Source organism: Micromonospora sp. NPDC005710 (assembly GCF_040630995.1).
Taxonomy (GTDB): Bacteria; Actinomycetota; Actinomycetes; order Mycobacteriales; family Micromonosporaceae; genus Micromonospora.
Genome location: NZ_JBEXYP010000005.1, coordinates 334,810 through 358,903, shown reverse-complemented (window position 1 = coordinate 358,903; position 24,094 = coordinate 334,810). Strand labels below are relative to the sequence as shown.

General features: G+C 70.1%; 20 protein-coding genes. 14 read left to right on the top strand and 6 right to left on the bottom strand.

Annotation, left to right across the window (positions count from 1 at the left end; all coding sequences use genetic code 11):
- Positions 1–242: 242 nt before the first annotated feature.
- Positions 243–1,517 carry a cellulose-binding domain-containing protein gene (locus tag ABZ406_RS09810; RefSeq protein ID WP_357758114.1) on the bottom strand — a complete coding sequence of 425 codons (1,275 nt, stop codon included), beginning with the start codon at positions 1,515–1,517 and terminating at the stop codon, positions 243–245.
- 448 nt (positions 1,518–1,965) lie between these two features.
- On the opposite strand from ABZ406_RS09810, the gene ABZ406_RS09805 reads away from it, so the two are divergent.
- The 9 genes from ABZ406_RS09805 to ABZ406_RS09765 all read left to right on the top strand — a co-directional run bounded on the left by ABZ406_RS09805 (position 1,966) and on the right by ABZ406_RS09765 (position 14,263).
- Positions 1,966–3,936 (top strand): translation factor GTPase family protein, encoded by a 1,971-nt coding sequence (locus ABZ406_RS09805; RefSeq protein ID WP_357758112.1) that lies wholly within the window; start codon positions 1,966–1,968, stop codon positions 3,934–3,936.
- A 147-nt stretch (positions 3,937–4,083) separates the two neighbouring features.
- Positions 4,084–4,467 (top strand): YciI family protein, encoded by a 384-nt coding sequence (locus ABZ406_RS09800; RefSeq protein WP_357758109.1) that lies wholly within the window; start codon positions 4,084–4,086, stop codon positions 4,465–4,467.
- Positions 4,467–5,681: a sigma-70 family RNA polymerase sigma factor gene (locus tag ABZ406_RS09795; protein ID WP_357758106.1), complete on the top strand. Its 1,215-nt coding sequence runs from the start codon at positions 4,467–4,469 to the stop codon at positions 5,679–5,681. The genes ABZ406_RS09800 and ABZ406_RS09795 overlap by 1 nt, the downstream gene beginning before the upstream one ends.
- 249 nt (positions 5,682–5,930) lie before the next feature.
- Positions 5,931–6,383: a GNAT family N-acetyltransferase gene (locus tag ABZ406_RS09790; protein ID WP_357758103.1), complete on the top strand. Its 453-nt coding sequence runs from the start codon at positions 5,931–5,933 to the stop codon at positions 6,381–6,383.
- Positions 6,384–6,672: 289 nt separating this feature from the next.
- Complete coding sequence (locus tag ABZ406_RS09785; RefSeq protein ID WP_357758100.1) at positions 6,673–7,026, top strand: VOC family protein; 354 nt, start codon at positions 6,673–6,675, stop codon at positions 7,024–7,026.
- Between the two features lie 221 nt (positions 7,027–7,247).
- A complete protein-coding gene (locus ABZ406_RS09780; RefSeq protein WP_357758097.1) occupies positions 7,248–10,388 on the top strand; it encodes a carbohydrate-binding protein in 3,141 nt (1,046 codons plus the stop codon).
- Positions 10,389–10,464: 76 nt separating this feature from the next.
- Positions 10,465–12,594: a ThuA domain-containing protein gene (locus ABZ406_RS09775; protein WP_357758094.1), complete on the top strand. Its 2,130-nt coding sequence runs from the start codon at positions 10,465–10,467 to the stop codon at positions 12,592–12,594.
- A 140-nt stretch (positions 12,595–12,734) separates the two neighbouring features.
- Positions 12,735–13,754, top strand: coding sequence for a hypothetical protein (locus ABZ406_RS09770; protein ID WP_357758091.1), 1,020 nt, complete (start codon positions 12,735–12,737; stop codon positions 13,752–13,754).
- Positions 13,751–14,263 (top strand): hypothetical protein, encoded by a 513-nt coding sequence (locus tag ABZ406_RS09765; RefSeq protein WP_357758088.1) that lies wholly within the window; start codon positions 13,751–13,753, stop codon positions 14,261–14,263. The genes ABZ406_RS09770 and ABZ406_RS09765 overlap by 4 nt, the downstream gene beginning before the upstream one ends.
- 12 nt (positions 14,264–14,275) lie before the next feature.
- Here the strand turns inward: ABZ406_RS09765 and ABZ406_RS09760 are convergent, their stop codons facing one another.
- Positions 14,276–14,695 (bottom strand): VOC family protein, encoded by a 420-nt coding sequence (locus tag ABZ406_RS09760; RefSeq protein WP_357758085.1) that lies wholly within the window; start codon positions 14,693–14,695, stop codon positions 14,276–14,278.
- Positions 14,696–14,800: 105 nt separating this feature from the next.
- On the opposite strand from ABZ406_RS09760, the gene ABZ406_RS09755 reads away from it, so the two are divergent.
- The 3 genes from ABZ406_RS09755 (at position 14,801) to ABZ406_RS09745 (ending at position 18,383) form a co-directional block, all read left to right on the top strand.
- The gene (locus ABZ406_RS09755; protein ID WP_357758082.1) at positions 14,801–15,988 is read left to right on the top strand and encodes an amidohydrolase family protein; all 1,188 of its coding nucleotides are present in this window, start codon (positions 14,801–14,803) and stop codon (positions 15,986–15,988) included.
- A 276-nt stretch (positions 15,989–16,264) separates the two neighbouring features.
- On the top strand, positions 16,265–17,773 hold the full coding sequence (locus ABZ406_RS09750; RefSeq protein WP_357758079.1) for a family 43 glycosylhydrolase: 1,509 nt from the start codon (positions 16,265–16,267) through the stop codon (positions 17,771–17,773).
- 85 nt (positions 17,774–17,858) lie between these two features.
- Positions 17,859–18,383, top strand: a complete 525-nt coding sequence (locus ABZ406_RS09745; RefSeq protein WP_357758076.1) for a hypothetical protein — start codon at positions 17,859–17,861, stop codon at positions 18,381–18,383.
- Positions 18,384–18,440: 57 nt separating this feature from the next.
- Here the strand turns inward: ABZ406_RS09745 and ABZ406_RS09740 are convergent, their stop codons facing one another.
- From ABZ406_RS09740 to ABZ406_RS09725, 4 genes are all read right to left on the bottom strand, one after another.
- Positions 18,441–19,706 (bottom strand): PHB depolymerase family esterase, encoded by a 1,266-nt coding sequence (locus tag ABZ406_RS09740; RefSeq protein ID WP_357758073.1) that lies wholly within the window; start codon positions 19,704–19,706, stop codon positions 18,441–18,443.
- A 192-nt stretch (positions 19,707–19,898) separates the two neighbouring features.
- Positions 19,899–20,231: a TraR/DksA C4-type zinc finger protein gene (locus ABZ406_RS09735; RefSeq protein ID WP_357758070.1), complete on the bottom strand. Its 333-nt coding sequence runs from the start codon at positions 20,229–20,231 to the stop codon at positions 19,899–19,901.
- Positions 20,232–20,565: 334 nt separating this feature from the next.
- A complete protein-coding gene (locus ABZ406_RS09730; RefSeq protein WP_357758067.1) occupies positions 20,566–21,300 on the bottom strand; it encodes a VOC family protein in 735 nt (244 codons plus the stop codon).
- A gap of 40 nt (positions 21,301–21,340) precedes the next feature.
- On the bottom strand, positions 21,341–21,718 hold the full coding sequence (locus ABZ406_RS09725) for a DNA polymerase ligase N-terminal domain-containing protein (protein WP_357758064.1): 378 nt from the start codon (positions 21,716–21,718) through the stop codon (positions 21,341–21,343).
- Positions 21,719–21,818: 100 nt separating this feature from the next.
- On the opposite strand from ABZ406_RS09725, the gene ABZ406_RS09720 reads away from it, so the two are divergent.
- Complete coding sequence (locus ABZ406_RS09720) at positions 21,819–22,439, top strand: helix-turn-helix domain-containing protein (protein WP_357758061.1); 621 nt, start codon at positions 21,819–21,821, stop codon at positions 22,437–22,439.
- A 127-nt stretch (positions 22,440–22,566) separates the two neighbouring features.
- Positions 22,567–24,066 carry an FAD-dependent monooxygenase gene (locus tag ABZ406_RS09715; RefSeq protein WP_357758058.1) on the top strand — a complete coding sequence of 500 codons (1,500 nt, stop codon included), beginning with the start codon at positions 22,567–22,569 and terminating at the stop codon, positions 24,064–24,066.
- The last annotated feature ends 28 nt before the right edge of the window (positions 24,067–24,094 follow it).

Sequence of the window (24,094 nt, the reverse complement as noted above, 5' to 3'; positions counted from 1 at the left end):
ACGCTGGCCACTATCGCCGACCGCAGGTGTTTGATCCATGTGTTGGACAAGCCCGGCGGAAGGCCTGGCGGGCCCATCCGCCCACGTGCATTCGTTCAAGTGCCGAAGCACGGCAGTTGCACGGACCAACCAGCTCAGCGGCAGTGGCGGGCACCCGACAACGGGCGGCAGGGGTGTGACCACCTGACGGGTCACACCCCTGCCGCCCGCGTGACGGTGCTCGTCGCGGATGTCGAGAGAGGTCAGCAACCGATCCGGCTGGCCCCCACCGCGACGTCGTCGTACCAGAGCGTGTCGGCCCCACCGCCGTAGCTCTCCCAGCCCAGCTTCAGGTCGGTGAGCTGCGGCCGCCAGGTGCGGTTGTACCACTGCCCGTCGATGTCGTGCGTCGGTGTGCCGTCAGCGGTCAGCCCGGGGACGGCGGTGCCGTCCACCCACGTCCGCAGCTGGCCGGCAGCACCGTCGACCATGAACTCCACGCAGGTCCACCGGTTGGTGGGTAGCGGCAGGCTCTGCGCGACGCCGGCCGGGCTCTGCTCGGGCAGTGTCGCGTCGTCCGAGGCGCGGTTCCACTGGAGGGCGCCGTTCTGGCCGCCGAGTCGCAGGTCCTTGTTGCCGTCGGCGGCATCGGTCATCGCCATCATCGTGGTGTGTTCGGTAGGCTGCGCGGTGGTGTGCCGTACCCAGATCCGGCCGTACCGGACGCTGCCCACGCCGCTGAGGTTCTTCGTGGACCTGACGAAGACGTGGTTGCAGTACCCGGCGGCGCCGTTGATCCGCACCGACCGGCTGCCGCTGTGCGTGGTGGTCGTGTCGATGGTGGCGGTGCCGGCGCCGGAACAGTCCGGGCTCACCACGGCCCAGTCACCGGACGGCGTCGAACCGGTCTGGCCCTCGAAGCCGTCGCAGAGCACCGCGCCGGCACACCCGGTCGGAGGCGGGGTGGTCGGCGGCGGGGTGGTCGGCGGCGGGGTGGTCGGCGGGGGCGTCGTGGGTGGTGGGGTGGTCGGCGGGGGCGTCGTGGGTGGTGGGGTGGTCGGCGGGGGCGTCGTGGGTGGTGGGGTCGTGGGTGGCGGCGTGGTCGGCGGCGGGGTGGCGCCGTTGCACGGTACGCCGTTCAGGCTGAACCCGGTCGGCGTGCCGCCACTGGTGCCGTACGTGCCCTGCAACCCGAACTCGGTGGAGCCGCCGGCCGGGATGCTGCCGTTGTAGGACGCGTTACGGGCGGTCACCGTCGATCCGGACTGGCTGACAGTGGCGTTCCAGCCGTTGGTGACCCGCTCGTCCCCGACGTACGTCCAGGTGACTGTCCAACTGGAGACGGCCGCGTCCCCGGGTAGGACCTTGACGGTGGCGGTGAACCCGCCGGGCCACTGATTGGGCGTGTAGTCGACCCGGCAGCCCTGGGCGGCTGCGGCCGGGCCGCTGAGCAGGGCCGCTCCGGTGGTGGTCGCGGTGGCGGCCAGCGCGGCGACGACAAGCACTGTCGACGTGCGGCGGGCGCGAAGATTCGTCATGAAAGGGTCCTTCTGCCATCGAGCTGGGACGGAGGCGGCGCGTCGTCGTGCGCCCTGAACGGGTGCGGTGCGACAACCTGCCCTGGGTGTGGCGCTGCGGTGCGCCACAGCGACTGGTCGGTGCGTACGACCGACGTGCCCCGGCTCGGGGTGGACCTGTCAGCCGCCGACGATCCGGTCTCCCGGACCTCGGCGACGCCCAACCTCAATCTATTGATGTTCGGCTATCTAATCAAGCGTCGACGCGCGGGGTGCAGGCAGGTGATGACCTGCGGAGCGTTTTATTCGGTGGCAGGGCCCGGTCCGCCTGTGCCAGCCTGAGCGAGACGGAGCCGGGCCACCATCGACCCGGTGCCAGCACGGAACCGCACCGACGGGAGCACGGCCATGCGAGGACTCGAAACCTTCCCGCCCATCCGGACGCGAGCTTTCGAGGACCCGTCAGCCCATGCAGACCGTCAATCTTGGCATTCTCGCCCACGTCGACGCCGGTAAGACCAGCCTGACCGAGCGCCTGCTGCACGCCACCGGCGTCATCGACCAACTCGGCAGCGTCGACGCGGGCACCACCCAGACCGACACCGGCGAGATCGAGCGGCGCCGGGGCATCACCATCCGCAGCGCGGTCGCCGCGTTCAGGATCCGTGACCGCCAGGTCAACCTGCTCGACACTCCCGGGCACAGCGACTTCGTGGCCGAGCTCGAACGCGCGCTCGGGGTCCTCGACGCGGCGATCCTGGTGCTGTCGGCGGTCGAGGGAGTCCAACCACACAGTCGGCGGATCATGCGAATCCTCCGGTCTCTCCGGCTACCCACGCTGATCTTCGTTAACAAGATCGACCGGGTGGGCGCCCGCACCGACGAACTGGTCGCTGACGTGCGCCGGCTCCTGACCCCGGCCGTCGCCCCGCTGGGAACGGTTCGCGCGCCCGGCACGCCCGGCGCCGCCTTCCGGCTCTTCGACACGTGGTACGACGGCGCCACTGCCCAGACCCTCGCCGAACACGACGACGAGTTGCTGGCCGCCCTGGTGGACGACCTGCCACCCGACCCAGACCAATTCGACACGGCACTTCGGGTGCAGGCGGCCGCCGGCCAGGTTCATCCGCTGCTGTTCGGCTCGGCACTGTCCGGTGCCGGCGTACCCGAACTGCTGGACAGCATCGCGACCCTGCTGCCCGCGTCCCCGCAGACGGAGCCCGAGCCACGGGCCCGGGTCTTCGCCGTCGAGCGCGACGCCTCCGGGGAGCGGGTGGCGTACGTGCGTTCCTACGGCGGGCAGCTGCGGGCGCGGCAGCGGGTCACCGCGTACCGCCGGGAACCGGACGGCCGGATCACCGCGACCCGCGCCCGGATCACCCGGCTCGACGTGGTCGGCGCGACGAGCGACCAGGCCGAGCCGACCGGACGGCAGCACGCGGCGACCGCGCTGACCGGCGGGTACATCGCGCGGGTCGCCGGCCTGACCGGGGTACGCCTTGGTGACCAGCTCGGCAGCCCGGCCGGCCTCGACGGGCGGTCGCACTTCCCGGCACCGACAGTGGAGGTGGTGGTTCGCCCTCGGGACCCGGCGCGGACGCTGGCGCTGCACTCCGCGCTGCTGGACATCGCGGACGCCGACTCGTTCCTCCGGGTCCGGGTGACCCCGGACGGCGCCACGAGCGTGCTGCTCTACGGCGAGGTGCAGCGCGAGGTGCTGACCGCCACGCTGGCCGAGGCGTACGGGATCGAGATCGAGTGTGGGCCGGGTCGACTCATGCACGTCGAGCGGCCGACCGGTGTCGGCGCGGCGGTGGAGATCATCGGGCAGGGCTTCTTCGGCACTGTCGGCTTCCGGGTCGAGCCGGCAACCGGGGTGGACTACCGGCTGGGGGTCGAACTCGGCTCGCTGCCGCTGTCGTTCCACAAGGCCATCGAGGAGGCCACCCGAGCCGCGCTCGACCAGGGATGCCACGGGTGGCCGGTCACCGACATCCGGGTCACCCTCACCCACAGCGGCTACTGGTCACCGATCACCACGGCCGGGCACTTCCGGGACCTGGCCCCGTACGTCCTCATGCAGGCGCTCGCCGAGGCCGGCACCCGGGTGTCCGAGCCGTGCCGCCGGTTCGAGGCCGAGGTGCCGGCCGACCGGCTGGGCCCGGTCACCTCGTACCTGATCCGGCTCGGTGCCCGGATCGACGGCACGGACCACGTCGCGGCCGGCTGGCGGATCGGTGGGCTGCTGCCGGTGCGGTTCGAGCCGGAGGCGCAGCGGCGGCTGCCGGACCTGTCCAGTGGGGAGGGGCTGTGGTCGTCGGTCCCCGGCGGAGACCGCCCGATCTCCGGTGACCCGCCGCGGCGGCCCCGCACCGACGGCAACCCGTTCGATCGGACGGAGTACCTGCGGTTCCTCGCCCAGCCGAGAACCCGATCATGAAGCCCGATCAGCCCACCCGGATGACGTCGCGGTGAGCGGACTCGACCGCGGCGGAAAATTCTCCGGGCGGTGTCGATTTCGCGGGCCGCTCATTCGACGAGTGCGTGCGAGGGTCGTGAGGCGACCCTGCCGGACGAGGAGAACGCGATGTCGAAGTACATGTTGATCATGCGGGGCACCGATGAGACGAACAAGGCCCTGATGGCCTCGATCGACGAGGCGATGGCCGCGACCGGCCGATTCATCGAGGACATGATGAAGGCCGGTGTTCTCCTCGCCGCCGAAGGACTCGACGATCCGCGTCAGGGCGCCGTGGTCGACTTCGGCGGCGACGCACCGCTGGTCACCGATGGTCCGTACGGCGAGACGAGGGAGTTGTTCGGCGGCTACTTCCTGCTCGAGGTCGCCACCAAACAGGAGGCTGTCGAGTGGGCCACGCGGGTTCCGGCGGTCCCCGGCTCCAAGATCGAGGTGCGGCGGGTGGCCGAGGCCGACGAGGTCCCGCAGGGCGAGAGCAACGGCCAGATCTGATGGGTACGGCCGACGTCGAGGCCGTCTGGCGCATCGAGTCGGCGCGGATCGTCGCCGCACTCACCCGGTTCACTGGTGATTTCGGGTTGGCCGAGGACGCCGCCCAGGAGGCGGTGGCCGAGGCGCTGGTGTCCTGGCCGCGTGCCTCTCCGGCCAACCCGGCCGGCTGGCTGATGGCCACGGCCCGGCGGCGGGCGATCGACGCGATCCGCCGCCGGGCCGCCCTCCAGGCCCGATACGCCCTGTTGGCTGCCGATCCCGCGCTCGACCAGGAGATCGACCCCGACCGGATCGACGACGACGTGCTGGCGTTGATGTTCGTCAGTTGCCACCCGCTGCTCTCCCGCGAGGCACGGGTGGCGCTGACCCTGCGGGTCGTCGGCGGCCTGTCCAGCGAGGAGATCGCCCGCGCGTTCCTGGTGCCCGTGTCGACAGTGCAGGCCCGCATCACCCGGGGCAAGAAGGCGATAGCGGCAGCCGGGGTGCCGTTCGAACTACCGCCGGTCGGTGAGCGCCGGCAGCGGCTGGGCGGCGTGCTCAGCGTCCTCTACGTGATCTTCACGGAGGGGTCGACGGCCACGTCGGGCGACCGGCTGCTGCGCCCCGACCTGGCGCACGAGGCGATCCGGCTGGCCCGCACACTCGCCGCGCTCCAGCCGGACGAGCCGGAGGTGCACGGCCTGCTCGCGTTGTGCGAGTTGACGGCCGCGCGGTTCCCGGCCCGCACCGACCCGGACGGCACCCCGATCCTCCTCGAAGACCAGGACCGCCGGTTGTGGGACCTTCCGGCGATCCGCCGTGGGCTGGCCGCGCTGGCCAGGGCATCGCGGCGCAGCCTCGGCCCCTACTGTCTACAGGCCGCTATCGCGGCCACCCACGCGTCGGCACCCTCGGTCGAGCAGACCGACTGGGCCCGGATCGTCCGACTCTACGAGGCGCTCGGCCGGGTCGCACCTTCGCCGGTGGTCGACCTCAACCGGGCCGTCGCCGTCGCCATGGCCTCGGGTCCGGTGCCAGCTCTGGCCATCGTCGACGAGCTGATCGCCTCCAACCGGCTCCCCGGCTCGCACCTCGTCCCGACCGTACGCGGCGAGCTGCTGACCCGCCTCGGCCGGCTGCCCGAGGCGCGCGCCGACCTGGAGTTGGCGGCCCGGCTCTGTGCCAACCAGCGCGAACGCTCGGTGCTGCTCGGCAAGGCAGCCGCGCTGAGCTGACTGTTTCAGCGCTCCTGAGCGAGGTCAGCTCACGTCAAGTCAATCCAGTAGTCCGGGATGGCCAGGTGGTGCCGGGTCGAGTATGGTCCGGATCATGCAGTGCTTCGCCGCTGAGCGCACCCGCTTCTGAGGGGCGGCTCGATCTGAGCCGCGAGTTGCCCGACCTGGCGATCAGGTCGGGCTGTTCGACCCACCCTCAGACGAAAGGCACTGAACACCATGAACCTACGTCCGTTTCGGTCATCCGACATGGAGCCACTACTCGAACTGACCATTGCCACCTTCGGCCCGTTCTACGAGGACTCATTCCGGTCGATCGTGGGTGACGCCATCATGGCCAACCAGCACGGCACCTGGCGTGAGGACTACCGCGAGATGTGGGTCGGTTTGCACGACCCACAGAACAACAAGCACGTTGTCGTCGTCGAGGATGGCGACATGCTCCTCGGGTTTGTCGCGTGGAAGATAAACCAGGACAAGCGCAGCGGTGAAATCGACATCATCGCCGTGGCGGATGATCAACGTCGGCACCACGTCGGCACGGCGCTGTGCACACACGCCTTCGAAGCGATGAAGAACGCCGATGTCGATGTCGTGTCGATCGCCACGGGAGGCGACCGGTTCCACGACGCGGCCCGGGCCTTCTACGACAGTCTCGGCATGACCGCCCTGCCGCTGGTCCGCTACTACATGACCCTCTGACGGCATACCGGTCGGCCGTCGAGTGCGGCCGACCGGTATTCCCCGTCGACGAAGTCGAGCCTCGGCCGCCGACATCCGCCGCTGACGAACGACGACTGGGGCTGCCCGGCGCAGGTCCGCGCCGAGGCTGTACGAGTTCTTGGCGAGCTGCGCACCGGTCGGTAGAGATCCGTCGCCCAACGAGGAGCCTTGGGACCATCCGCCGCCGCTCCGAGATTCGGAGTGCGCGGGGAAGGTCATGTCAGGCAGATAATCGGACGGGGTCAATTCGTCTGAGCTGGGGGTCCGCATGCGCGTCATCCGCATCCTGCCCAACCTTCCGGTGGCTGACGTCAGCACCGCGAAGGGTTTCTACACCGACTTTCTCGGTTTGAGCACCGAGGCGTTCAACCTGGGTTGGGTGGCCCGCTACACCTCATCCGACCCCGACGTGGCCGTGCAGCTCGTCTCCGGCGACGCGACCGCACCCGAGGACTCGGTCATCTCGGTGCAGGTCGACGACGTGGACGGCGCGTACGCGGAGGCACAGCGGCTCGGTTGCGAGATCGTGCACCCGCTGACCACCGAGCAGTGGGGGGTGCGCAGGTTCTTCGTCCGCGCCCCGGACGGCAACGTCATCAACGTGGCGGCCCACCGCCCCTGAGGCGACCTCGGCAGTCCCGAGGGATTGACCCTCACGGACACCCGATGTTAACTGCACATCAACGATGTGGATCGATGTTCATCCGTTTGCCGTCAAGGCAGCGCGGTGGCACCGCTCCGCGTCGTCTCGACATCGCCCTCGTTTCGGCGGACGTGGGCACCCCGGGAAGCTTTCCGGGGTGCGAGACCTGCATCCGCGACGATCCAGAGGAGATCGTGTCGATGACGTTGACGCCGCCGCTACGAATTGCGCTCGCCGTCCTGCTCGCCGGGGGTGTCGTCGCCGTCGGCCCTGGCGTGCCGGCGACCGCGGCACCCACTGACACCGCGTTCGGGTCCGGCACCGGGACGGTGAACGTCGACCGGGCCGCCTACCTGTCGAAGCACGACATCGTCTACAACCGCCCGAACACGAACCCCCTGCACGGGCTCACCGTCGGCAACGGCCGCACCGGCGCCATGGTGTGGAACGACAACGGTCTGACCGCCCAGGTCTCCGGTGTCGACCTGGCGCAGCAGTCGACCTACGCCGCCGGGCTGGTCAACCTTTACAGCAACCCGCAGCTCGACACCGGTTACACCACCTTCCAGCAACGCCTCTCGCTGTACGACGGCACTCTGACCACGAGATACGACAACAACCGCACCGTCACGGTGCTGGGCGCGCCCAACTCCGAGGTGATGGGCATCCACGTCGAGGACACTCGACCCGGGGTGAGCAGCGTCGGGCTCGACCTGAGCCTGTGGGACATGAACACGGTCCAGAACATCGCTGACGTCCCCGACCTCAACACCTGGCGTACCGTGTCGACCTTCGCCGACGCCAGCGGCGTCGGGTTGAGCCGTGGGCAGACCGACGCTAACAACTTCGGGTACACCCTCGCGGCCACAGTCGAGGGGGCCTCGTACTCCTCGCAGGTGGTCAACGGCACCCGGGTCCGGCTGACGATCACCCCCACGTCGAGCTACACGGTGTGGTTCACCGCGGCCAGCCGGGTCAACTCGCCGGGCCTGAACTCGGTGGCCCAGGCGAAGAACCAGTTGGCGGCGGTGAAGAGCGCGGGCTACGCCACCACGCTCACCAACTACCGCAACTGGTGGCACGACTTCTGGGCCAAATCGTTCGTCCAGTACTCCAACGCCGGCGGTGACGCCGACTACCTGGAGAACGTCTACTACCTGGCGACCTACATGATCGCCGCGGGTGGCTACGGCACCTACCCGCTGCACTTCATCAACGGGGTCTTCCGGGCGACCCAGGACACCTCGAAGTGGAGCAACGGGTACTGGTACTGGAACCAACGGGACGTCTACAACTCGTTCCTGGCCAGCAACCACGTCGACCTGATGGCCGGCTTCAACCGGCTCTACAGCCGCAACCTGTCCGCACTGAAGACGTACACCACCACCAGGTACGGCAGTGACGGGCTGTGGGTGCCCGAGACGATGGGCTGGGACGGCAACGCCCGGGGCACGATCAACAGCGACTACGTCAACGACACCTACTCGACCGGCACCGAGGCCGCCTACAACATGTACCTGCAGTACCGGTACAGCAACGACGAGTCGTACCTGCGCAACACCGCCTATCCATACCTGCGGGAGGCGGTGAAGTTCTACGAGGACATGCTGGACTACGACAGCGCCACCGGCCGGTGGTACATGGCCAGCTCGAACGCCCACGAGACGTACTGGGACGTCCGCAACGCCATCACCGACCTGGCTGCGGTGCGGCTGCTCTTTCCGCTCACCATCCAGGTGAGCCAGCAACTCGGCCTCGACGCCGGGTTGCGGGCCAACTGGCAGACGATCGTCAGCAACCTGGCCCCGTACCAGGTGCAGAACGGGGCGTACCTGCCGCACGACCCACCGATCGCGCAGACCCGCAACAACGAGAACGTGGCGCTGGAGTTGGCCTGGCCGTACGACCAGACCGGCATCGGCTACCCCGACCAGCAGACCGCCATCACCACCTGGAACGTGCGGCCTCACCCGTACGGCAACGTCTGGTCCAACGACCACGTGCACGCCGCCCGCCTCGGGCTCGGCGACCAGGCGTTCCAGGGCATGCGGACGATGCTGCAGAAGTACCAGAACTACCCCAACGGGATGACGAACAACACCAACGGCGTCTTCGAGTACCTGGGCGTGCACCTGACGGCGATGAACGAGTCGTTGCTCCAGTCGTACAACGACAAGATCCGCGTCTTCCCGGCCGCGCCCACCGACACCAGCTTCGTCGGGAAGTTCACCCTGCTCGCGAAGGACGGGTTCCTGGTCAGCTCGGAGCGCGAGGCCGGCGAGACCAAGTACGTCGGGCTGCGCAGCCAGTACGGCAAGACGGCCCGGGTGGTGAACCCGTGGGGCGGCCAGGAGGTCCGGGTCCGTCGTACCTCTGACAACGCCGTGCTGACCACCACCTCGGCCGCCGAGATCAGCTTCGCCACCGCGGCGAACACTGTGTACGTGGTGGAGCGCACCGCCAAACCGCTGTCGGCGTACGCGACCACCACGCTCACCGGCACCGCCAACCAGGGTGAGAAGAGCCTGGCCGGCACCGCCTCGACCCTCGGCCTGGGCGGCGCCGGCGGTGGTGGGCTGGTGAACGACACCATGCTCACCTACGACGCCAACTGGCACCACACCACCACCCGGGGCTACGGCGACTACAACGACGACACCCACCACAGCACCACTGTCGGCTCGGCGGCCAGCTACACCTTCACCGGCACCGGGGTGGAGTACCTGTCCGAGCGGTTCAGCGACATGGGCAACGTGGACGTCTACCTGGACAACGTGTTGCAGACGAACGTGAATCTGAACGTCGCCGGTGCCCGGCAGGCCCAGCAGGTGGTGTTCCGCAAGACCGGGCTGGCCACCGGCTCCCACACGATCCGCATCGTCAACAAGACCACATCGGTGGGCATGGTCGACGCGCTGCGGATCCTCACCGGCGGCACGCCGACGACCGGGGCGGTGGCGCTGCGGGCCCAGGCGAACGGGCGGTACGTCAGTGCCACAAATGCTGGCGCGGGCAACCTGGTCGCGTCCGCGACAAGCGTCGGTGGTTCCGAGCAGTTCGACCAGATCGACCTCGGCGGCGGCACCATCGCCCTGCGCGCCCGGGTCAACAGTCAGGTCGTCTGCGCCGAGAACGCCGGTGCCAACCCGCTGATCGCCAACCGGGCGTCCGCAGGTGCGTGGGAGACCTTCGCGCTGGTCCGCAACAGCGACGGCTCGGTCAGCCTGCGGGCGACGGTGAACAACAGGTACGTGGTCGCCGAGAACGGCGGGGCCGAGGCGCTGATCGCGAACCGGGACGCGATCGGCCCGTGGGAGAAGTTCGACCTGGTCACCATCTGACGCCGGAGCCGGCTGGCCCGTTCGGGCCCGCCGGCTCCGAAACTGCCGTGCACACCCCTCCCACAAGGAGCCCTCAATGCGTAGACGCACCATCAGTTCACTCGCCGCCGCTGTCGTCACCGGACTCACCCTCGCCGCCGGTGCGGCGACGGTGGCCTCGACCCCGGCCGAGGCCGCACCGCTGGACAAGGTGCTGGTGTTCTCCAAGACCGCCGGCTTCCGGCACTCGTCGATCCCGAACGGCATCGCCGCCATCCAGCAACTCGGCGCGGCCAACGGCTTCACAGTCACGGCCACCGAGGACGCGGCGACCTTCACCACCGCCAACCTCGCCCAGTACCAGGCGGTGGTCTTCCTCAGTACCACCGGCGACGTGCTCGACGCCGGCCAGCAGGGTGCCTTCGAGGCGTACGTGGCCGCCGGCGGCGGTTTCGTCGGGGTGCACGCCGCCGCCGACACCGAGTACGACTGGCAGTGGTACGGCGGGCTGGTCGGCGCCTACTTCGCCTCGCACCCCGCCACCCAGCAGGCGACAGTGCGGGTCGAGGACCGGGCCAACGCCTCGACCGCGCACCTGCCGTCGACGTGGACCCGCACCGACGAGTGGTACGACTACCGGGCCAACCCCCGCTCGGCAGTCAAGGTGCTGGCGAGCCTCGACGAGTCGTCGTACACCGGTGGGTCGATGGGTGGTGACCACCCGATCACCTGGTGCCACAGCTACGGCGGCGGACGCTCCTGGTACACCGGCCTCGGTCACACCGAGCAGAGCTACACCGACGCGAACTTCACGCGGATGCTGCTCGGTGGCATCCGGGTGGCGGCCGGGGCGGTGGCGGCCGACTGTCGGCCGGAGCCCGGCTACACCCCGTTGTTCGACGGCACCCAGGCCAGCCTCGGGCAGTGGCGGCAGGCGGGGCCGGGCGGTTTCACGCTCACCGACGGCACCCTCACGTCGAACGGCGGCATGGGACTGCTCTGGTACCCGGTACGCACCTTCGCCAACTACTCGCTCAAGGTCGACTGGATGATGCCCGGCGACGACAACGGCGGGGTGTTCATCGGGTTCCCCGATCCGCAGGGCGACCCGTGGGGCCCGGTCGCCGCCGGCCACGAGATCCAGATCGACGCCACCGACGGCGACCCGACGCGTACCACCGGCGGCGTCTACAGCCTCCAGGCACCCAACCTGGCCGCGCGAGCGGCGGCGCTCAACCCACCCGGCTCCTGGAACACGTACGAGATCGGCGTGCACGGCCAGCGGGTCGAGATCTGGCTCAACGGCGTCAAGATCAACGATTACGTCAGCAGCCGGGCCATCGCCAACGGCTACATCGGGTTGCAGAACGACGGTGCCGGGATGGACATCAACTATCGCAACGTGCGGATCAGGACCGACGGTCCGAGCGAGCCGCCCGCCACCGACCTGGCCCGGGGCCGGCCGGTGACGGCGTCGAGTGTCGAGCCGGGCAGCGCGCACGCGGCGGGCAACGCCGTGGACGGCAACACCACCACCCGCTGGGGCAGCGCGTACGCCGACCCGCAGTGGATCACCGTCGATCTGGGGGCCACCTACGCGATCAACAGGGTGCGGCTGGCCTGGGAGACCGCCCACGCGCGGGCGTACCAGGTCCAGGTCTCCCCGGACAACGTCACCTGGTCACCGCTGTCCACCACGACCACCGGAGACGGCGGCGTCGACGACCTCACTGTCACCGGCACCGGCCGTTACCTTCGGGTCTACGGCACCCAGCGAGCCACCCAGTGGGGTTACTCGCTGTGGGATCTCAACGTCTACGGCACCGCCGCCGGTAGCACCCTGCTCTCCCGGGGCAGGCCGGTCACCGCGTCCAGTGTCGAGCCGGGCAGCACGCACACGGCGGCCAACGCCGTGGACGGCAACACCACCACCCGCTGGGGCAGCGCGTACGCCGACCCGCAGTGGATCAGCGTGGACCTCGGCGCGTCCCGCGCCCTTGACCGGGTCCGGCTGACCTGGGAGGCGGCGTACGCGCGGGCGTACCAGATCCAGGTCTCCCCGGACAACGTCACCTGGTCACCGGCGCACACCACGACCACTGGCGACGGCGGTGTGGACGACATCGCCCTCTCGGCGACCGGCCGCTACCTACGCGTCCAGGGCACCCAGCGGGCCCTGCCCGCGTACGGCTACTCGCTGTGGGAGGTGGAGGTGTACGGCAGCTGACCGTGGGCCGGAACCCCCTGGCGCGATGCCACGGTCCCTGGCCCGGGTTCGGCTGGGGCTTCGGCCTGTCCCCCGGCGGAGGGAGCATGTCCCCTTCTGCCGGGGAGGAGAGTCGATCCGCAGCCAGCGATCGTGTGTTCATGGCTGTCGAGGACGTACCGACACGTACCAGACCGTGGGCGCTGGCCTGTGCCGTGTTCATCGTCGCCGCGGTGGCCCAGCGGCTGTACTGGATCGCCGGCGGTCGGTGGGGCTACACCGCCTGCGATCGCACCGATCTGGTCGATCCGACGGGAGGGTGCGGCGCCGACCAGGTCGCGTCATTGCCGTTCTGGTCAGGCTGGGGAGCGGTGGGAGTCGGTGCCGCCCTCGCGGTGGTGCTCGGGTGCACGGTCCGGGTTCCCGGCAGCCGGGCGGCGGTCGGTAGCTGGGCCGCGGCCGCGCTCCTCGTGGTTGTCGCGTTCCCACTGCACCTGATCTTCGAGATTCCGGCGGCGCTGGCAGGGCGGCCCTCGGACTGGCGCGACCTCGGAGCCCGGCTGGTGCTGGTGGCAGGTGGGGTCCTGTTCGCCGGGCTCGCGAACGCAGCCGGGCCCCGGCGCGGGCCGGCCACCGTCGGCTACCGCCCGGTGCCCCGATGGACGCGCCGCTGGGCGTACGTCGCCGTCGCGCTACCCGTGATCGGTTGGGCCGTGCCCCACGCGCTGTGGGTGCTCGGCGTTCCGGTCGGCATCTCCGAGCGGGAACTGAACGACATCGAGCGGAACCTCTCCACCGGGACGGGGGTGGCGATCACGCTCGTCCCGCCGCTCGCCGGCCTGCTCGTCCTCGGGCTGGTACAGCGGTGGGGGCAGCAGGTCCCGCACTGGGTTCCGGGACTGCACGGTCGGCAGGTGCCCCGATGGCTGGCTGTCGTCCCGGCCGGCGTGGTGGCGCTGACTCTCGTCACCTACGGCGTGCTGAGCATCGCGGTTCTCGTCAGCCGACTCCGCACAGGTGCCACCCAATGGACCGACGTGTGGGACGGATGGGCCGTCACCGCCACGCTGCTGGTGTTCCTCGGCTGGGGAGTGGCATTGGCCGTCACCACCACCGGCTATGCCTTCGCCACCTCGGCCGACACCGCAATCACCGACCTCCACGGATCGGAGCAACCATGAGCCCCACCGGCTCTGCCCACGTCGTGACCGCCGCCCCGCCGCGCTGGGCGGTCTGGGCCGCCTACGCCGTACCGCTCTGTGTCCTGCCGTCGGCTCTCTGGCGACTGTCGTTGGTGTTCACCGAGAATGCCGTCACCCGGTGGTACATGATCTTCCTGTCCGCTGTGTCGATGGGACTGGCCCTGGCGACACTCGGGCTGGTGCACAGGTGGGGACAGCGACTTCCGCACCGGGTGCCCCGCATGGGTGGCCGTCGCATACCCGCCCGTCCGGTCGTACGCGTGGCGCTGGTCGGCGGCTGGACACTCGTCGCCATCGGCGTCTACTTCCTCGTGAACCAGAGGTTCCATCTTGTGCACAGCGGATGGGTGGGCATCGGCGACGACGAACCGGTGCATCCGGCTCCCGGTTGGGAGGTGTTGCGCTACTACGCCCCGATGCTCGCGTGGGGCCCGCTCGTCATCGCCGTGGCCGCCGACTACGGCCGACGCGCAGTGATGTCCCGATAGCCGGCCCGACGGTCAGAGACCCTGCCCCACCTCGACCAGGTAGCCGTCCGGGTCGCGCAGGTAGCAGCGGATCTCCGTTCCGTGGTCCTTCGGCTCGGTGAGGAAGTCCGCCCCCCGGGACGTCCACTCCTCGTAGAGTTTCCGGATGTCCCGCACCCGGACGTTCATCGCGCAGCTCAGGGTGTTCGAGTCGGCTGGCGCCTTGGCCTGCACGGTCGGCTTGTCGTCCGTCGGACCGCCCTCGACGTTGATGATGATGTAGGTGTTGAAGAACTTCATGATCAGCGGGCTGCTCTCGTGGACGCAGGTCGCGCCGAACACCCGCTCGTAGTACTCCCGGGAACGGGCCAGATCGCGCACGATCAGCAGGGTTGCGAGGAACATGCCGTCCTCGGGCTCGAAGTAGTCGGGTGCCGGGTTGGCCAACGCCATCGCCGTCCTCCTGTCGTCGCCGCTTCTCGCACAAGTTGGTCGGGCGGCGTCGGTATCCCCCGGAAAGCGTGCCGAAAACAAGTGTGGCTGAGGGCTGGAGTGACGATGACGAAGCATGCTGTCCGGGTGGCCCGGATGTTCGACGGGGAACGGCTCGTCGACGGCGGGGTGCTGGTCCTGCTCGACGACCGGCGCATCGCGGCAGTGCACCAAGGCGATGCCGAGGCGCCGGACGGCTGGCCCGTACGCGAGGAGCCGAACGGCACCCTGCTGCCCGGCCTTGTCGACGCGCACGTGCACCTGTGCGCCGACGCCGGGCCCGACGCGCTCGGCCGGCTCGCCGAGCGTCCCGAGTCGGACCTCGACGGGGTCATCGAGGCGTCACTGCGTACCCACCTGGCGGCCGGCGTCACGACGGTCCGGGACCTGGGCGACCGCCGTGACGCGGTGCTTCGTTGGCGGGGTCGGCGGGTGCGGGACGACCTTCCGACTGTCGTGGGGGCCGGCGCACCGGTCACCAGCGTCGGCGGGCACTGCTGGTCGCTGGGGGGCGAGGCGGGCGGTGTCGACGGGATCCGTGCGGCCGTGCGTGTGCGGGCGGCGGCCGGTGCGGACCTGGTGAAGGTCATGGCCAGCGGTGGAGTGTTCACCCCCGGCACCGACACCACCAGGCCACAGTTCACCGACGAGGAGCTGACGGCCGCGGTGACGCAGGCCCATGATCTGGGCCTGCCGGTGACCGCGCACGCGCACGCGCTCAGCGCGGTCGAGCAGGCGCTGCGCGTCGGTGTGGACGGTATCGAGCACTGCACCTGCGTGACCGCGGCCGGTGCCCGCGTCCCTGGTGAGCTCGCGGGCCGGCTGGCCGCGTCCGGGCTGGCGGTCTGTGCCACGCTCGGCACCGACCCGGCAGTGGTCACGCCACCGGAGGTGGTGGAGACGGCGGCGCGGGCCGGGCTCAGCGCTGCCGCACTGCGCGACGGCGTCGCCACCCTGCACCGGGCCGGGGTTCGCCTGGTGGCGGGGTCGGACGCGGGCCTCGGCCCCGCGAAGCCGCACGGGGTCCTGCCGGAAACGCTCGTCGAGTACGTGGCCTGCGGCATGTCCGCCACCGCCGCCCTCGCCGCAGCCACCTCGGTCGGTGCGGACGTGTGTGGCCTGGGGCGACGCAAGGGCCGTGTCCAACCCGGATTCGACGCCGACCTGCTGGTCGTGGACGGCGATCCGACGGGCGACATCACCGTAGTACGCCGCCCGCTCCTCGTCTACCGCGCGGGTGTTCCGGTGAGATGAAGGGCCACGATGCCCGGAGCTGCTCGCGAAACCAGACCCGGTCGGGGTCGACCACAGCCCCGTCGACGACGCTGGCCCGCTGCGTCTCGTCGACACCTTGACATGTGTCGATGTTAACGCCAACATGAATTCCGCTACCTGGTTGCCACACCACCGTCACATCCCAGCCCTTCGCGCCTCTCCCCCGGTCCTGCCCCGCGTCGACCGGATCGGCTACGGACTCGCCGCGGCGCTCCGGGCGCTGGTCACTGGCGGTCTTCCTCTCGCGGAGGACACATGCCGCTGCCATCTCCTCGAACCGACCCGCACCGGGCCGTCCACCCGGGGCCCGCCGGTCGCGGTGCCCCTCGGGGGCTCCGGTCGGTGCTGGCCGCGGTGCTCGTGGTCCTCGTCGTGTCAGCCGGCCTGCCCGGGGCCGGGCCGGCGCAGGCGGCACCAGCCGTCAACTACACCAACCCGTTGGTGAACCAGCGGGCCGACCCGCACATCTTCCGGCACACCGACGGCTACTACTACCTGACCGCGACCGTGCCGCAGTACGACCGGATCGTGCTGCGTCGGGCGACCACAGTGCAGGGTCTGGCGACAGCGGCGGAGACGACGATCTGGAGTCGTCACACAAGCGGGGAGATGGGCGCGCACATCTGGGCGCCGGAGATCCATTTCATCAACAACAGGTGGTACGTCTACTTCGCCGCGGGCCGCACCGATGACGTGTGGCGGATCCGGATGTACGTGCTGGAGAACGCGAACGCCAATCCGCTCACCGGATCGTGGGCGGAACGCGGTCGCATCACGACACCCTGGGACACCTTCAGCCTGGACGCCTCGACCTTCGTCGCCAACGGGGTGCGCTACCTCACCTGGGCGCAGCAGGAACCGGGCATCTCCAACAACTCCAACGTCTACCTCGCCCGAATGGGTGCCAATCCGTGGCAGATCACGGGCACTGTGACCCGGCTGGTCGTCCCGACGTACGACTGGGAGACCCGCGGCTATCGGGTCGCCGAGGGACCGGCGGTGGTCCAGCGCGGTGGCCGGCTCTTCCTGACCTACTCGGCCAGCGCCACGGACGCCAACTACTGCCTCGGGATGCTGAGCGCCTCCGCCACCGCGAACCTGCTCGACGCCGCCTCCTGGAGCAAGAGCCCCACCCCGGTGTTCGCCAGCAACGCGGCCACCGGCCAGTACGGCCCCGGCCACAACTCGTTCACCGTCTCCGAGGACGGGCAGAGCGACATCCTCGTCTACCACGATCGTAACTACCGCGACATCACCGGCGACCCGCTCAACGACCCGAACCGACGCACGAGGTTGCAGAAGGTGTACTGGAACGCCGACGGCACCCCGAACTTCGGCATTCCGGTGCCCGACGGGGCCACACCGGCGCGGCTGCGCTCTCATGACCAGGCCGGCAGCTACATCCGGCACTACGACTACCGGGCGCGGCTCGAGCCGAACGTGACGAACCTGGCCGACTCGCAGTTCCGCATCGTCACCGGTCTCGCCGGCGGCGGGTCGGTGTCGCTGGAGTCGACAAACTTCCCCGGCTACTACCTGCGCCACCGGGGCTACGCACTGTACGTGGAGAAGAACGACGGCTCGGCGCTGTTCGGCGGCGACGCGAGCTTCCGTCGTCAGGCCGGCCTCGCCGACAGCACCGGCATTTCCCTGGAGTCGCAGAACTTCCCGGGCCGCCAGGTGCGCCACCGGGACGGGCTGCTCTACATCGAGCCGGTCAGTTCGAGCGCCGAACGCGCCTCGGCCACCTTCCACCTGGAGTGACCCGTCAGGCGGGCATCCCGGCTGCCCGCAGCCCGGGCCGGTCGCGGGGTTTCGTCGGCCGGCGCCAGCGGGTAGCGGATGACCCATGGACCGCAATCTTGTCAAGGCTCTTCAGGTCGCATGGGAGCTGCCGGAGTTCCGCTCCGGGGTACGGCACGTCGTCGACCTTGAGGAGATCGCGGGGCTGCTGGCCACGCTGTCCGTTCCGGACCATGACCATGAGGTGGAGCGCAGCCTGCTGAACCTGCTGCGGTCCGGCCTGGACACTGTGGAGATTCGGGAAGCGGTGTTGCTGCTGCTGGAGCGGGACGAGGTACGCGGGCCGCTCGTCGCGGCGGCGGTGGAGCCGCTGGCGGACCGCCCGGGTCTGGCTGCCGCCGTCGCCTCGGCGGCCGAGGATCCGGTGGTGCGCCATGAGGTACGGGCGGTGCTTGCCAGCGCCAAGGTGCGCGAGCTGATCTGGCAGGCGATCGAGAATCAGCTGAGTGACAACCGGTTCGGCCTGATCCGCCGGGCGGCGGTGCTGTTCGTGCTCCATCCGCGCGTCCGGCGCCTCGCGTGGGCGGTGCGCCGGCACGGCGTGTTGCGCGAGCTACGCCGCAAGCAGTGACGCACCTGCCGCGCCGGAGCATCGGCGCGGCAGGTACGCGTGGCGTTGGAGGGCAGGTCAGCGGTGCCGGCGGGCCATCCACTGCCAGATGTGGGTGCCGTTGATGCTCGGGTCGTTGCGGGCCACGTAGATCCAGGACCAGTGGCCGGGGAACTGGTAGCCGTTCCAGACGACGCGGTCGTACAGGCAGATCAGGGACCCCGGGATGAGGTCGTGGGCGTGGACCGTGTTCGTCTCGGGTGGCACTGTGTCGTCGTCTCGGGAGGTGACCAGCCAGGTGGGGGTCCGGATCGCCGCCAGCTCCGCGTCGGTGACCAGCGGCGGGCCCTCTCCGCTGAGCGGCTCGACGATGCCGCAGATCGGCACCGAGGCGGCGAACAGGTCGGGGTAGGCGACTGTCATCTCCAGGGACATGTAGCCACCGTTGCTGCACCCGACCACGTAGATCCGGTCTGGGTCGACACGCTTGCGGCGTACGAGATCCTGGACGATCTCGCGAATCAGCGGGGCGAAGCGGGGGCCGTCCTCCATCCAGTAGGAGGTGCTCTGCGGAGCGACGACGTACGCGCCGGAGAAGATCCGCTGGGCCTGCGGGGTGGCGAACCCGAGGGCGCCGCGGTTGGCGCGCAGTGTCGTCTCGTTGTCGTAGTAGTCGTCGCGCAGTGAGGCACCTTCGCCGCCGCCGTGCAGCCAGACGATCAGCGGCCGCCGACCGTGCCGGGGCGTGTGGTCCGGCGAGTAGAGCCGGTATTTCAGGCCCGAGCCCGAGATGTGGTGGCTGAAAGCGTCGACCTCGGGATTCGACAGTCGACCCTGGACGAAGCGCGTGATGGTGAGCGGCGAGCCGTGCCGGCGGACGATCGGCCTGTTCTGCGTGATGGTGTAGACGAGGTCCAGCTGGACGTTGCGGCCCCTGCTCACGATGTAGCCGAGGGTGCCACCGCCGGGTTGACCTTCGGCGTGGCTCAACTCCAGAACGATGTTGCCCTGCCGGTCGAGCCGGGCGGCGGTCACCGTACGGTCCAGGTCGTACTCGCTGAAGATCAGGTCGCCCGGAGCGATCGGGATCGGGCTGGTGGCCTTGGCGTGCACCGTGAACGTTGCGGGGGTCAGCGTGGTCGGGTCGATCGGCCCGAGCCGGCCGGTGTCGAGGGTGACCGAGGTGACCTGCTCACCGCCGTCCAGTGTCGTCGCGTCGAGAGTGAAGCGCACACTCGTGGGTTGGTGACCACTGGCGTGGGCGGCGGGGCCGGGCACTGCCAAGCCGATGGCGGCACCGGCTCCTCCGGCCAGAACGGTGCGACGAGTGACAGGCGTGGACATGCGACCCCCGTACTAACGATGTAGACGATCGTCGATGGCATCTCAACGTAACGCGACGGAGATCCGCTCGCAACCGCTGCCGGCACGAGTGGTCGGCGGACCGGAGGTCACCCCGACGAACGCACGCCGCTGCCTTGCTTGCAGGTGCCGGTGTGGCTGCCGCACCGGCGGTACGGCAGCCACACCGGGACGTCACCTGTTCTGCTTCTCCTGGCACGGAACGCAGAAGCGGGCGTGCGGGAGGATCTCGAGTCGCTCGGCCGGGATGCTCCGGCCGCACCTCTGGCAGGCACCGTAGGTGCCGTCGCTGATCCGGCTCAGCGCGCCGGTGATCTGCTCGATGTTCTGGCGGGTGGCCAGCAGCAGCGCGGCCTGGTTGTGGGCCTCGCCGGGGTCGCCGGTGTCCGCGTTCAGCTCGGTCAGTTCCCGCAGCCGGGCCGTCTGCGTGGCGAAGTCGTCAGCCAGGGACGCTCGCAGGTCAGCTAGCCAACCCTGGTCGGGAACACGACGATGATCGACGCTCATGATCTGCCTTTCGAGAGGGGCGGAAAAACAAAAAGGGCCGAAGCTTGGATAGCTTCGCCCTGGCGGTCGTTCTGGGTGTGCAACGACTACGCGGGTGGGCCTCGGCCATTTCGCATCGGGCTCGACGTGGTGTGCGTGGGCGCGATGCGCGACGCGCGGACAACCGGCACCCGCATGTCGGCCTCGGGGCGGGTCGCCGTCGGCACGCGAACAGCACCACCCACCGCCACCTCGGTGGCGGCGGGCGAGCGGAAGGTCACCGGCGGCATCCCCCCACCATAGAGCGGTGTTGCCCTGATGCCAACGTCCGCGTGCGGCAGCGTTCCTCGGTGGGTCAGCTGGGGGTGAGGAGGCAGAACTCGTTGCCCTCCGGGTCGGCGAGGACTCTCCACGGGACGTCCTGACCCAGGTCGATGGGCGTCGCGCCGAGAGTCCGTAGCCTGGCCGCCTCGGCCTCCGGGTCGTCACCGGGATACGGGCGGACGTCGAGGTGGACGCGGTTCCATCCACTCTTGGCGTCAGGTGTGCGGACGAACTCGAGGTAGGGGCCGACGCCCTTGGCGGAGCGCAGTCTCGCACCCTTGTCGGTCACCTCGTGCAGGGTCCAGTCCGTGGCCTCGCTCCAGAAGCGGGCCATGGCTCGCGGGTCGGCGCAGTCGACCACCACGGCGGCGATCGGCCCGGTGTCCCGGTAGAGCCCTCGGGGTTCCAGCACGCAGAACTCGTTGCCCTCCGGGTCGGCCATGACCGTCCACGGCACGTCACCCTGGCCGATGTCGGCAGCCGTTGCGCCGAGGTCCGTCAAACGCGCGATCAGCTGTGCCTGGTGGGCCGTCGAGGTGGTGGCGAGGTCCACGTGCACCCGGTTCTTCACCGTCTTGGGCTCCGAGGAGACGACGAGGTCGATGCAGACGGCGACGGGGTCGGGATAGACGAAGCCCACGGGTTCGAGATTGGTCACGCCGGGGCCCTCGGTGGAGACTGCCCAGCCGAGCACCTGCGCCCAGAAACCGCCGAGGGTGGAGTCGTTCCGAGCCTTCATGTTGATCTGCACAAGCCGTGTCGCCATGCCGGCGATGGTAGGGCCTGTGTCGGGGTCCCGCTGACCGTTATCGCCGTTCGTCCGCCGCATCGCGGGTGTCGTCCGGGTGCTGCTCCTTCGTCAGGTGGAGCAGCCACCCCTCGCCCGTGCGGATGAGCGCGTACCGTCGGCGACCGGTGCGACCGTGCAGGGTGAACAGCATCCGTCGGTCGCTGCGATCATGCTCTTCCCAGGTGCCGATGTCGGCTATCGACTTGTCGACGTCCTCGTAGGTGAGGTGCGCGAGGTCGTGGTCGGGCACGGCGATCGCGAGCCGGTTGTCGCTGGGGCTGTCCGGCAGACCGCGGGGCACCGCCCACGAGCGCAGCACGCCGTCCTCCTCGAGCCGCAGGTCGAAGTGCGGTCGTGGTTTGCGGTGGTGGTGCAGGACGAAGGCGGGGGCCACTCCGCCATTGTCGGTGTTCGGAACGACCGACCCACCCCAGCGGATATTTTTGCGTGCCGCGCATATTTGCCGATCACGCAACTAGTGCTACCGTTGCGGCATGACGGGGCTGCGGGAGCGCAAGAAGGCCGAGACGCGGGCGGCGCTCGGCTGGGCTGCGATCCACCTGGCCGCAGAGCGCGGCTACGACAACGTCCGCGTCGAGGACATCGCCGAAGCTGTCGGTGTCTCCCCGCGCACCTTCAACAACTACTTCGCCAGCAAGGCCGAGGCCATCGCGTCCCGCCACCTCGACCGCAGCCTGCGCACCGCCGCCGCGCTGCGCGAACGCCCCGCCGACGAGCAGCTCTGGGTGGCGCTCACCAAGGCCGCTCTGGAGCAGTTCACCCGCGGCCCCGAGGTCGAGGCGATGCCCTCCCCCGCCCACACCCAGTGGGTCACCGGGGTGCGCACCATGCTCGCCGAGCCCGCCCTACAGGGCGAACGGCTGCGCGCCGCCGCGGTCGCCGAAGCCGAACTCGCCGCCGCGGTCGCCGAGCGCACCGGCACCGACCTCGCCACCGAAATGTATCCGAGGCTCGTCGCGGCCGCCGCCAGCGCCGCCGTCGGCGTCGCCATGCAGCACTACCTCGACAGCGCCGATCCGCCCGCCCCGATCGAACACCTCATCACCGACGCCTTCACCCAGGTCGCCGCCGGCCTCCCGGCCCCACCTCGCTGACGAAGCTGCGCCCTCGCGCAGCAGGTAACCCGCACCCACGTCCCCAGCCGCGTCCCCCTCCCGCGGCGGGCCGGCCACGCGCCGCGCCCGCCGTGACGATGACGCACACCCCGAAGGGATCACCACAGTGATCGATGTCGCAATCGTCGGAGCCGGCCCCAACGGCCTCATGCTCGCCTGCGAACTGGCCCTCGCCGGCGTACACCCCGTCGTCCTCGAACGCCACCCCGCGCCCACCGGCGAGCCGCGCGCCAACGGTCTCGTGGGCCAGGTCGTCCGCCTGCTCGACCGGCGTGGCCTCTACGAGCGACTCAGCGGTGAGAGCACCCCGCCGACCCCCCAACCAGCATTCACCTTCGGCGCGTTCCCGCTGGATCTCACGATGCTCGCGGAGAACCCGCACTACGCGCTCGGCGTACCGCAGGCCCAGCTCGAGGCCGGTCTCGCCGCCCGAGCCGCCGAACTCGGCATCGACCTGCGCCGCGGCCACGAGGTCGTCGACCTCCGTCAACGCGGCGACGCGGTCGAGGTCCACCTCGCCGACGGTACGCAGCTCACCAGCAGGTACGTCGTCGGCGCCGACGGGGGCCGCAGTGTGGTGCGCCGCCTCGCCGGCATCGACTTTCCCGGTGTCACCAGCGACCGGTCGATCTCCCGCACCGCCACGGTGACCGTGCCCGCGTCATTCCTCGACCCCGAGACCGGCGGCCTGCGCGCCCCCGGCTACGGCGTCGTCCCGCCGTTCCGGCACACCCGCACGGCGCGTGGCCTGATCGCCTGGGCCCCGTTCCCCGGCCGCCCGGCGATCCTGAGCACGACGAAGTGGCCCGACCCGCCATCACACGACGAGGCCCCGATGAGCCTGGCGGAGCTGCGCGCCAGCGTCGCCCGGGTGCTCGGGGCCGACCTTCCCCTCGGCGCGCCTGACGGCCCCGGCCTGTTGCGACGGTCGACCGGGCAGAACACCCGCATCGCCGCCCGCTACCGCGCCGGCCGTGTGCTGCTCGTCGGCGACGCCGCGCACGTGCACCCCGCGATCGGCGGCCCGGGCCTCAACCTGGGCCTACAGGACGCGGTGAACCTGGGCTGGAAGCTCGCCGCCACAGTGCGTGGCTGGGCACCGCAGGGCCTGCTCGACACCTACGAGAGTGAGCGTCGCCCCGTCGCCGAACGGGTCGTCATGTCCACCCGGGCGCAGTCGGCGCTCATCGCTCCCGGCGACGACGTCACCGGTCTGCGGGAACTGTTCGCCGAACTGCTGCGAAAGCCGGAGGTGACCGGGCACGTCGCGGCGCTGATGTCCGGCGCCGACGTCCGCTACCCCGCCGACCCCACCGACCCGTTGGCCGGCAGCTACGCCCCCGACGTCGTCGTGCACACCGACGACGGCGCGACACGCCTCGCCGAACTGACCCGTACCGGCCGGCCGCTGCTGCTGGACTCCACTGGCGCCTTCGCCGGGATCGCCGCGCCCTGGCGAGACCGGGTCGACGTGGTCACCGGCCCACTGGAGGGCACGACGGCGACCGCGATGCTCGTACGCCCCGACTGCTTCATCGCCTGGTCCGCCGGGGACGCCACCACGCTGCACGCCTCGCTCACCCACCACTTCGGCAGTGCACGGTGACCACGAGACCAGCACGGGTCGGCCCTCG

Coding starts and splice junctions, on each gene's coding strand:
- ABZ406_RS09810 (WP_357758114.1), bottom strand. CDS start 1,517: ATGACGAATCTTCGCGCCCGCCGCACGTCGACAGTGCTTGTCGTCGCC.
- ABZ406_RS09805 (WP_357758112.1), top strand. CDS start 1,966: ATGCAGACCGTCAATCTTGGCATTCTCGCCCACGTCGACGCCGGTAAG.
- ABZ406_RS09800 (WP_357758109.1), top strand. CDS start 4,084: ATGTCGAAGTACATGTTGATCATGCGGGGCACCGATGAGACGAACAAG.
- ABZ406_RS09795 (WP_357758106.1), top strand. CDS start 4,467: ATGGGTACGGCCGACGTCGAGGCCGTCTGGCGCATCGAGTCGGCGCGG.
- ABZ406_RS09790 (WP_357758103.1), top strand. CDS start 5,931: ATGGAGCCACTACTCGAACTGACCATTGCCACCTTCGGCCCGTTCTAC.
- ABZ406_RS09785 (WP_357758100.1), top strand. CDS start 6,673: ATGCGCGTCATCCGCATCCTGCCCAACCTTCCGGTGGCTGACGTCAGC.
- ABZ406_RS09780 (WP_357758097.1), top strand. CDS start 7,248: ATGACGTTGACGCCGCCGCTACGAATTGCGCTCGCCGTCCTGCTCGCC.
- ABZ406_RS09775 (WP_357758094.1), top strand. CDS start 10,465: ATGCGTAGACGCACCATCAGTTCACTCGCCGCCGCTGTCGTCACCGGA.
- ABZ406_RS09770 (WP_357758091.1), top strand. CDS start 12,735: ATGGCTGTCGAGGACGTACCGACACGTACCAGACCGTGGGCGCTGGCC.
- ABZ406_RS09765 (WP_357758088.1), top strand. CDS start 13,751: ATGAGCCCCACCGGCTCTGCCCACGTCGTGACCGCCGCCCCGCCGCGC.
- ABZ406_RS09760 (WP_357758085.1), bottom strand. CDS start 14,695: ATGGCGTTGGCCAACCCGGCACCCGACTACTTCGAGCCCGAGGACGGC.
- ABZ406_RS09755 (WP_357758082.1), top strand. CDS start 14,801: ATGACGAAGCATGCTGTCCGGGTGGCCCGGATGTTCGACGGGGAACGG.
- ABZ406_RS09750 (WP_357758079.1), top strand. CDS start 16,265: ATGCCGCTGCCATCTCCTCGAACCGACCCGCACCGGGCCGTCCACCCG.
- ABZ406_RS09745 (WP_357758076.1), top strand. CDS start 17,859: ATGGACCGCAATCTTGTCAAGGCTCTTCAGGTCGCATGGGAGCTGCCG.
- ABZ406_RS09740 (WP_357758073.1), bottom strand. CDS start 19,706: ATGTCCACGCCTGTCACTCGTCGCACCGTTCTGGCCGGAGGAGCCGGT.
- ABZ406_RS09735 (WP_357758070.1), bottom strand. CDS start 20,231: ATGAGCGTCGATCATCGTCGTGTTCCCGACCAGGGTTGGCTAGCTGAC.
- ABZ406_RS09730 (WP_357758067.1), bottom strand. CDS start 21,300: ATGGCGACACGGCTTGTGCAGATCAACATGAAGGCTCGGAACGACTCC.
- ABZ406_RS09720 (WP_357758061.1), top strand. CDS start 21,819: ATGACGGGGCTGCGGGAGCGCAAGAAGGCCGAGACGCGGGCGGCGCTC.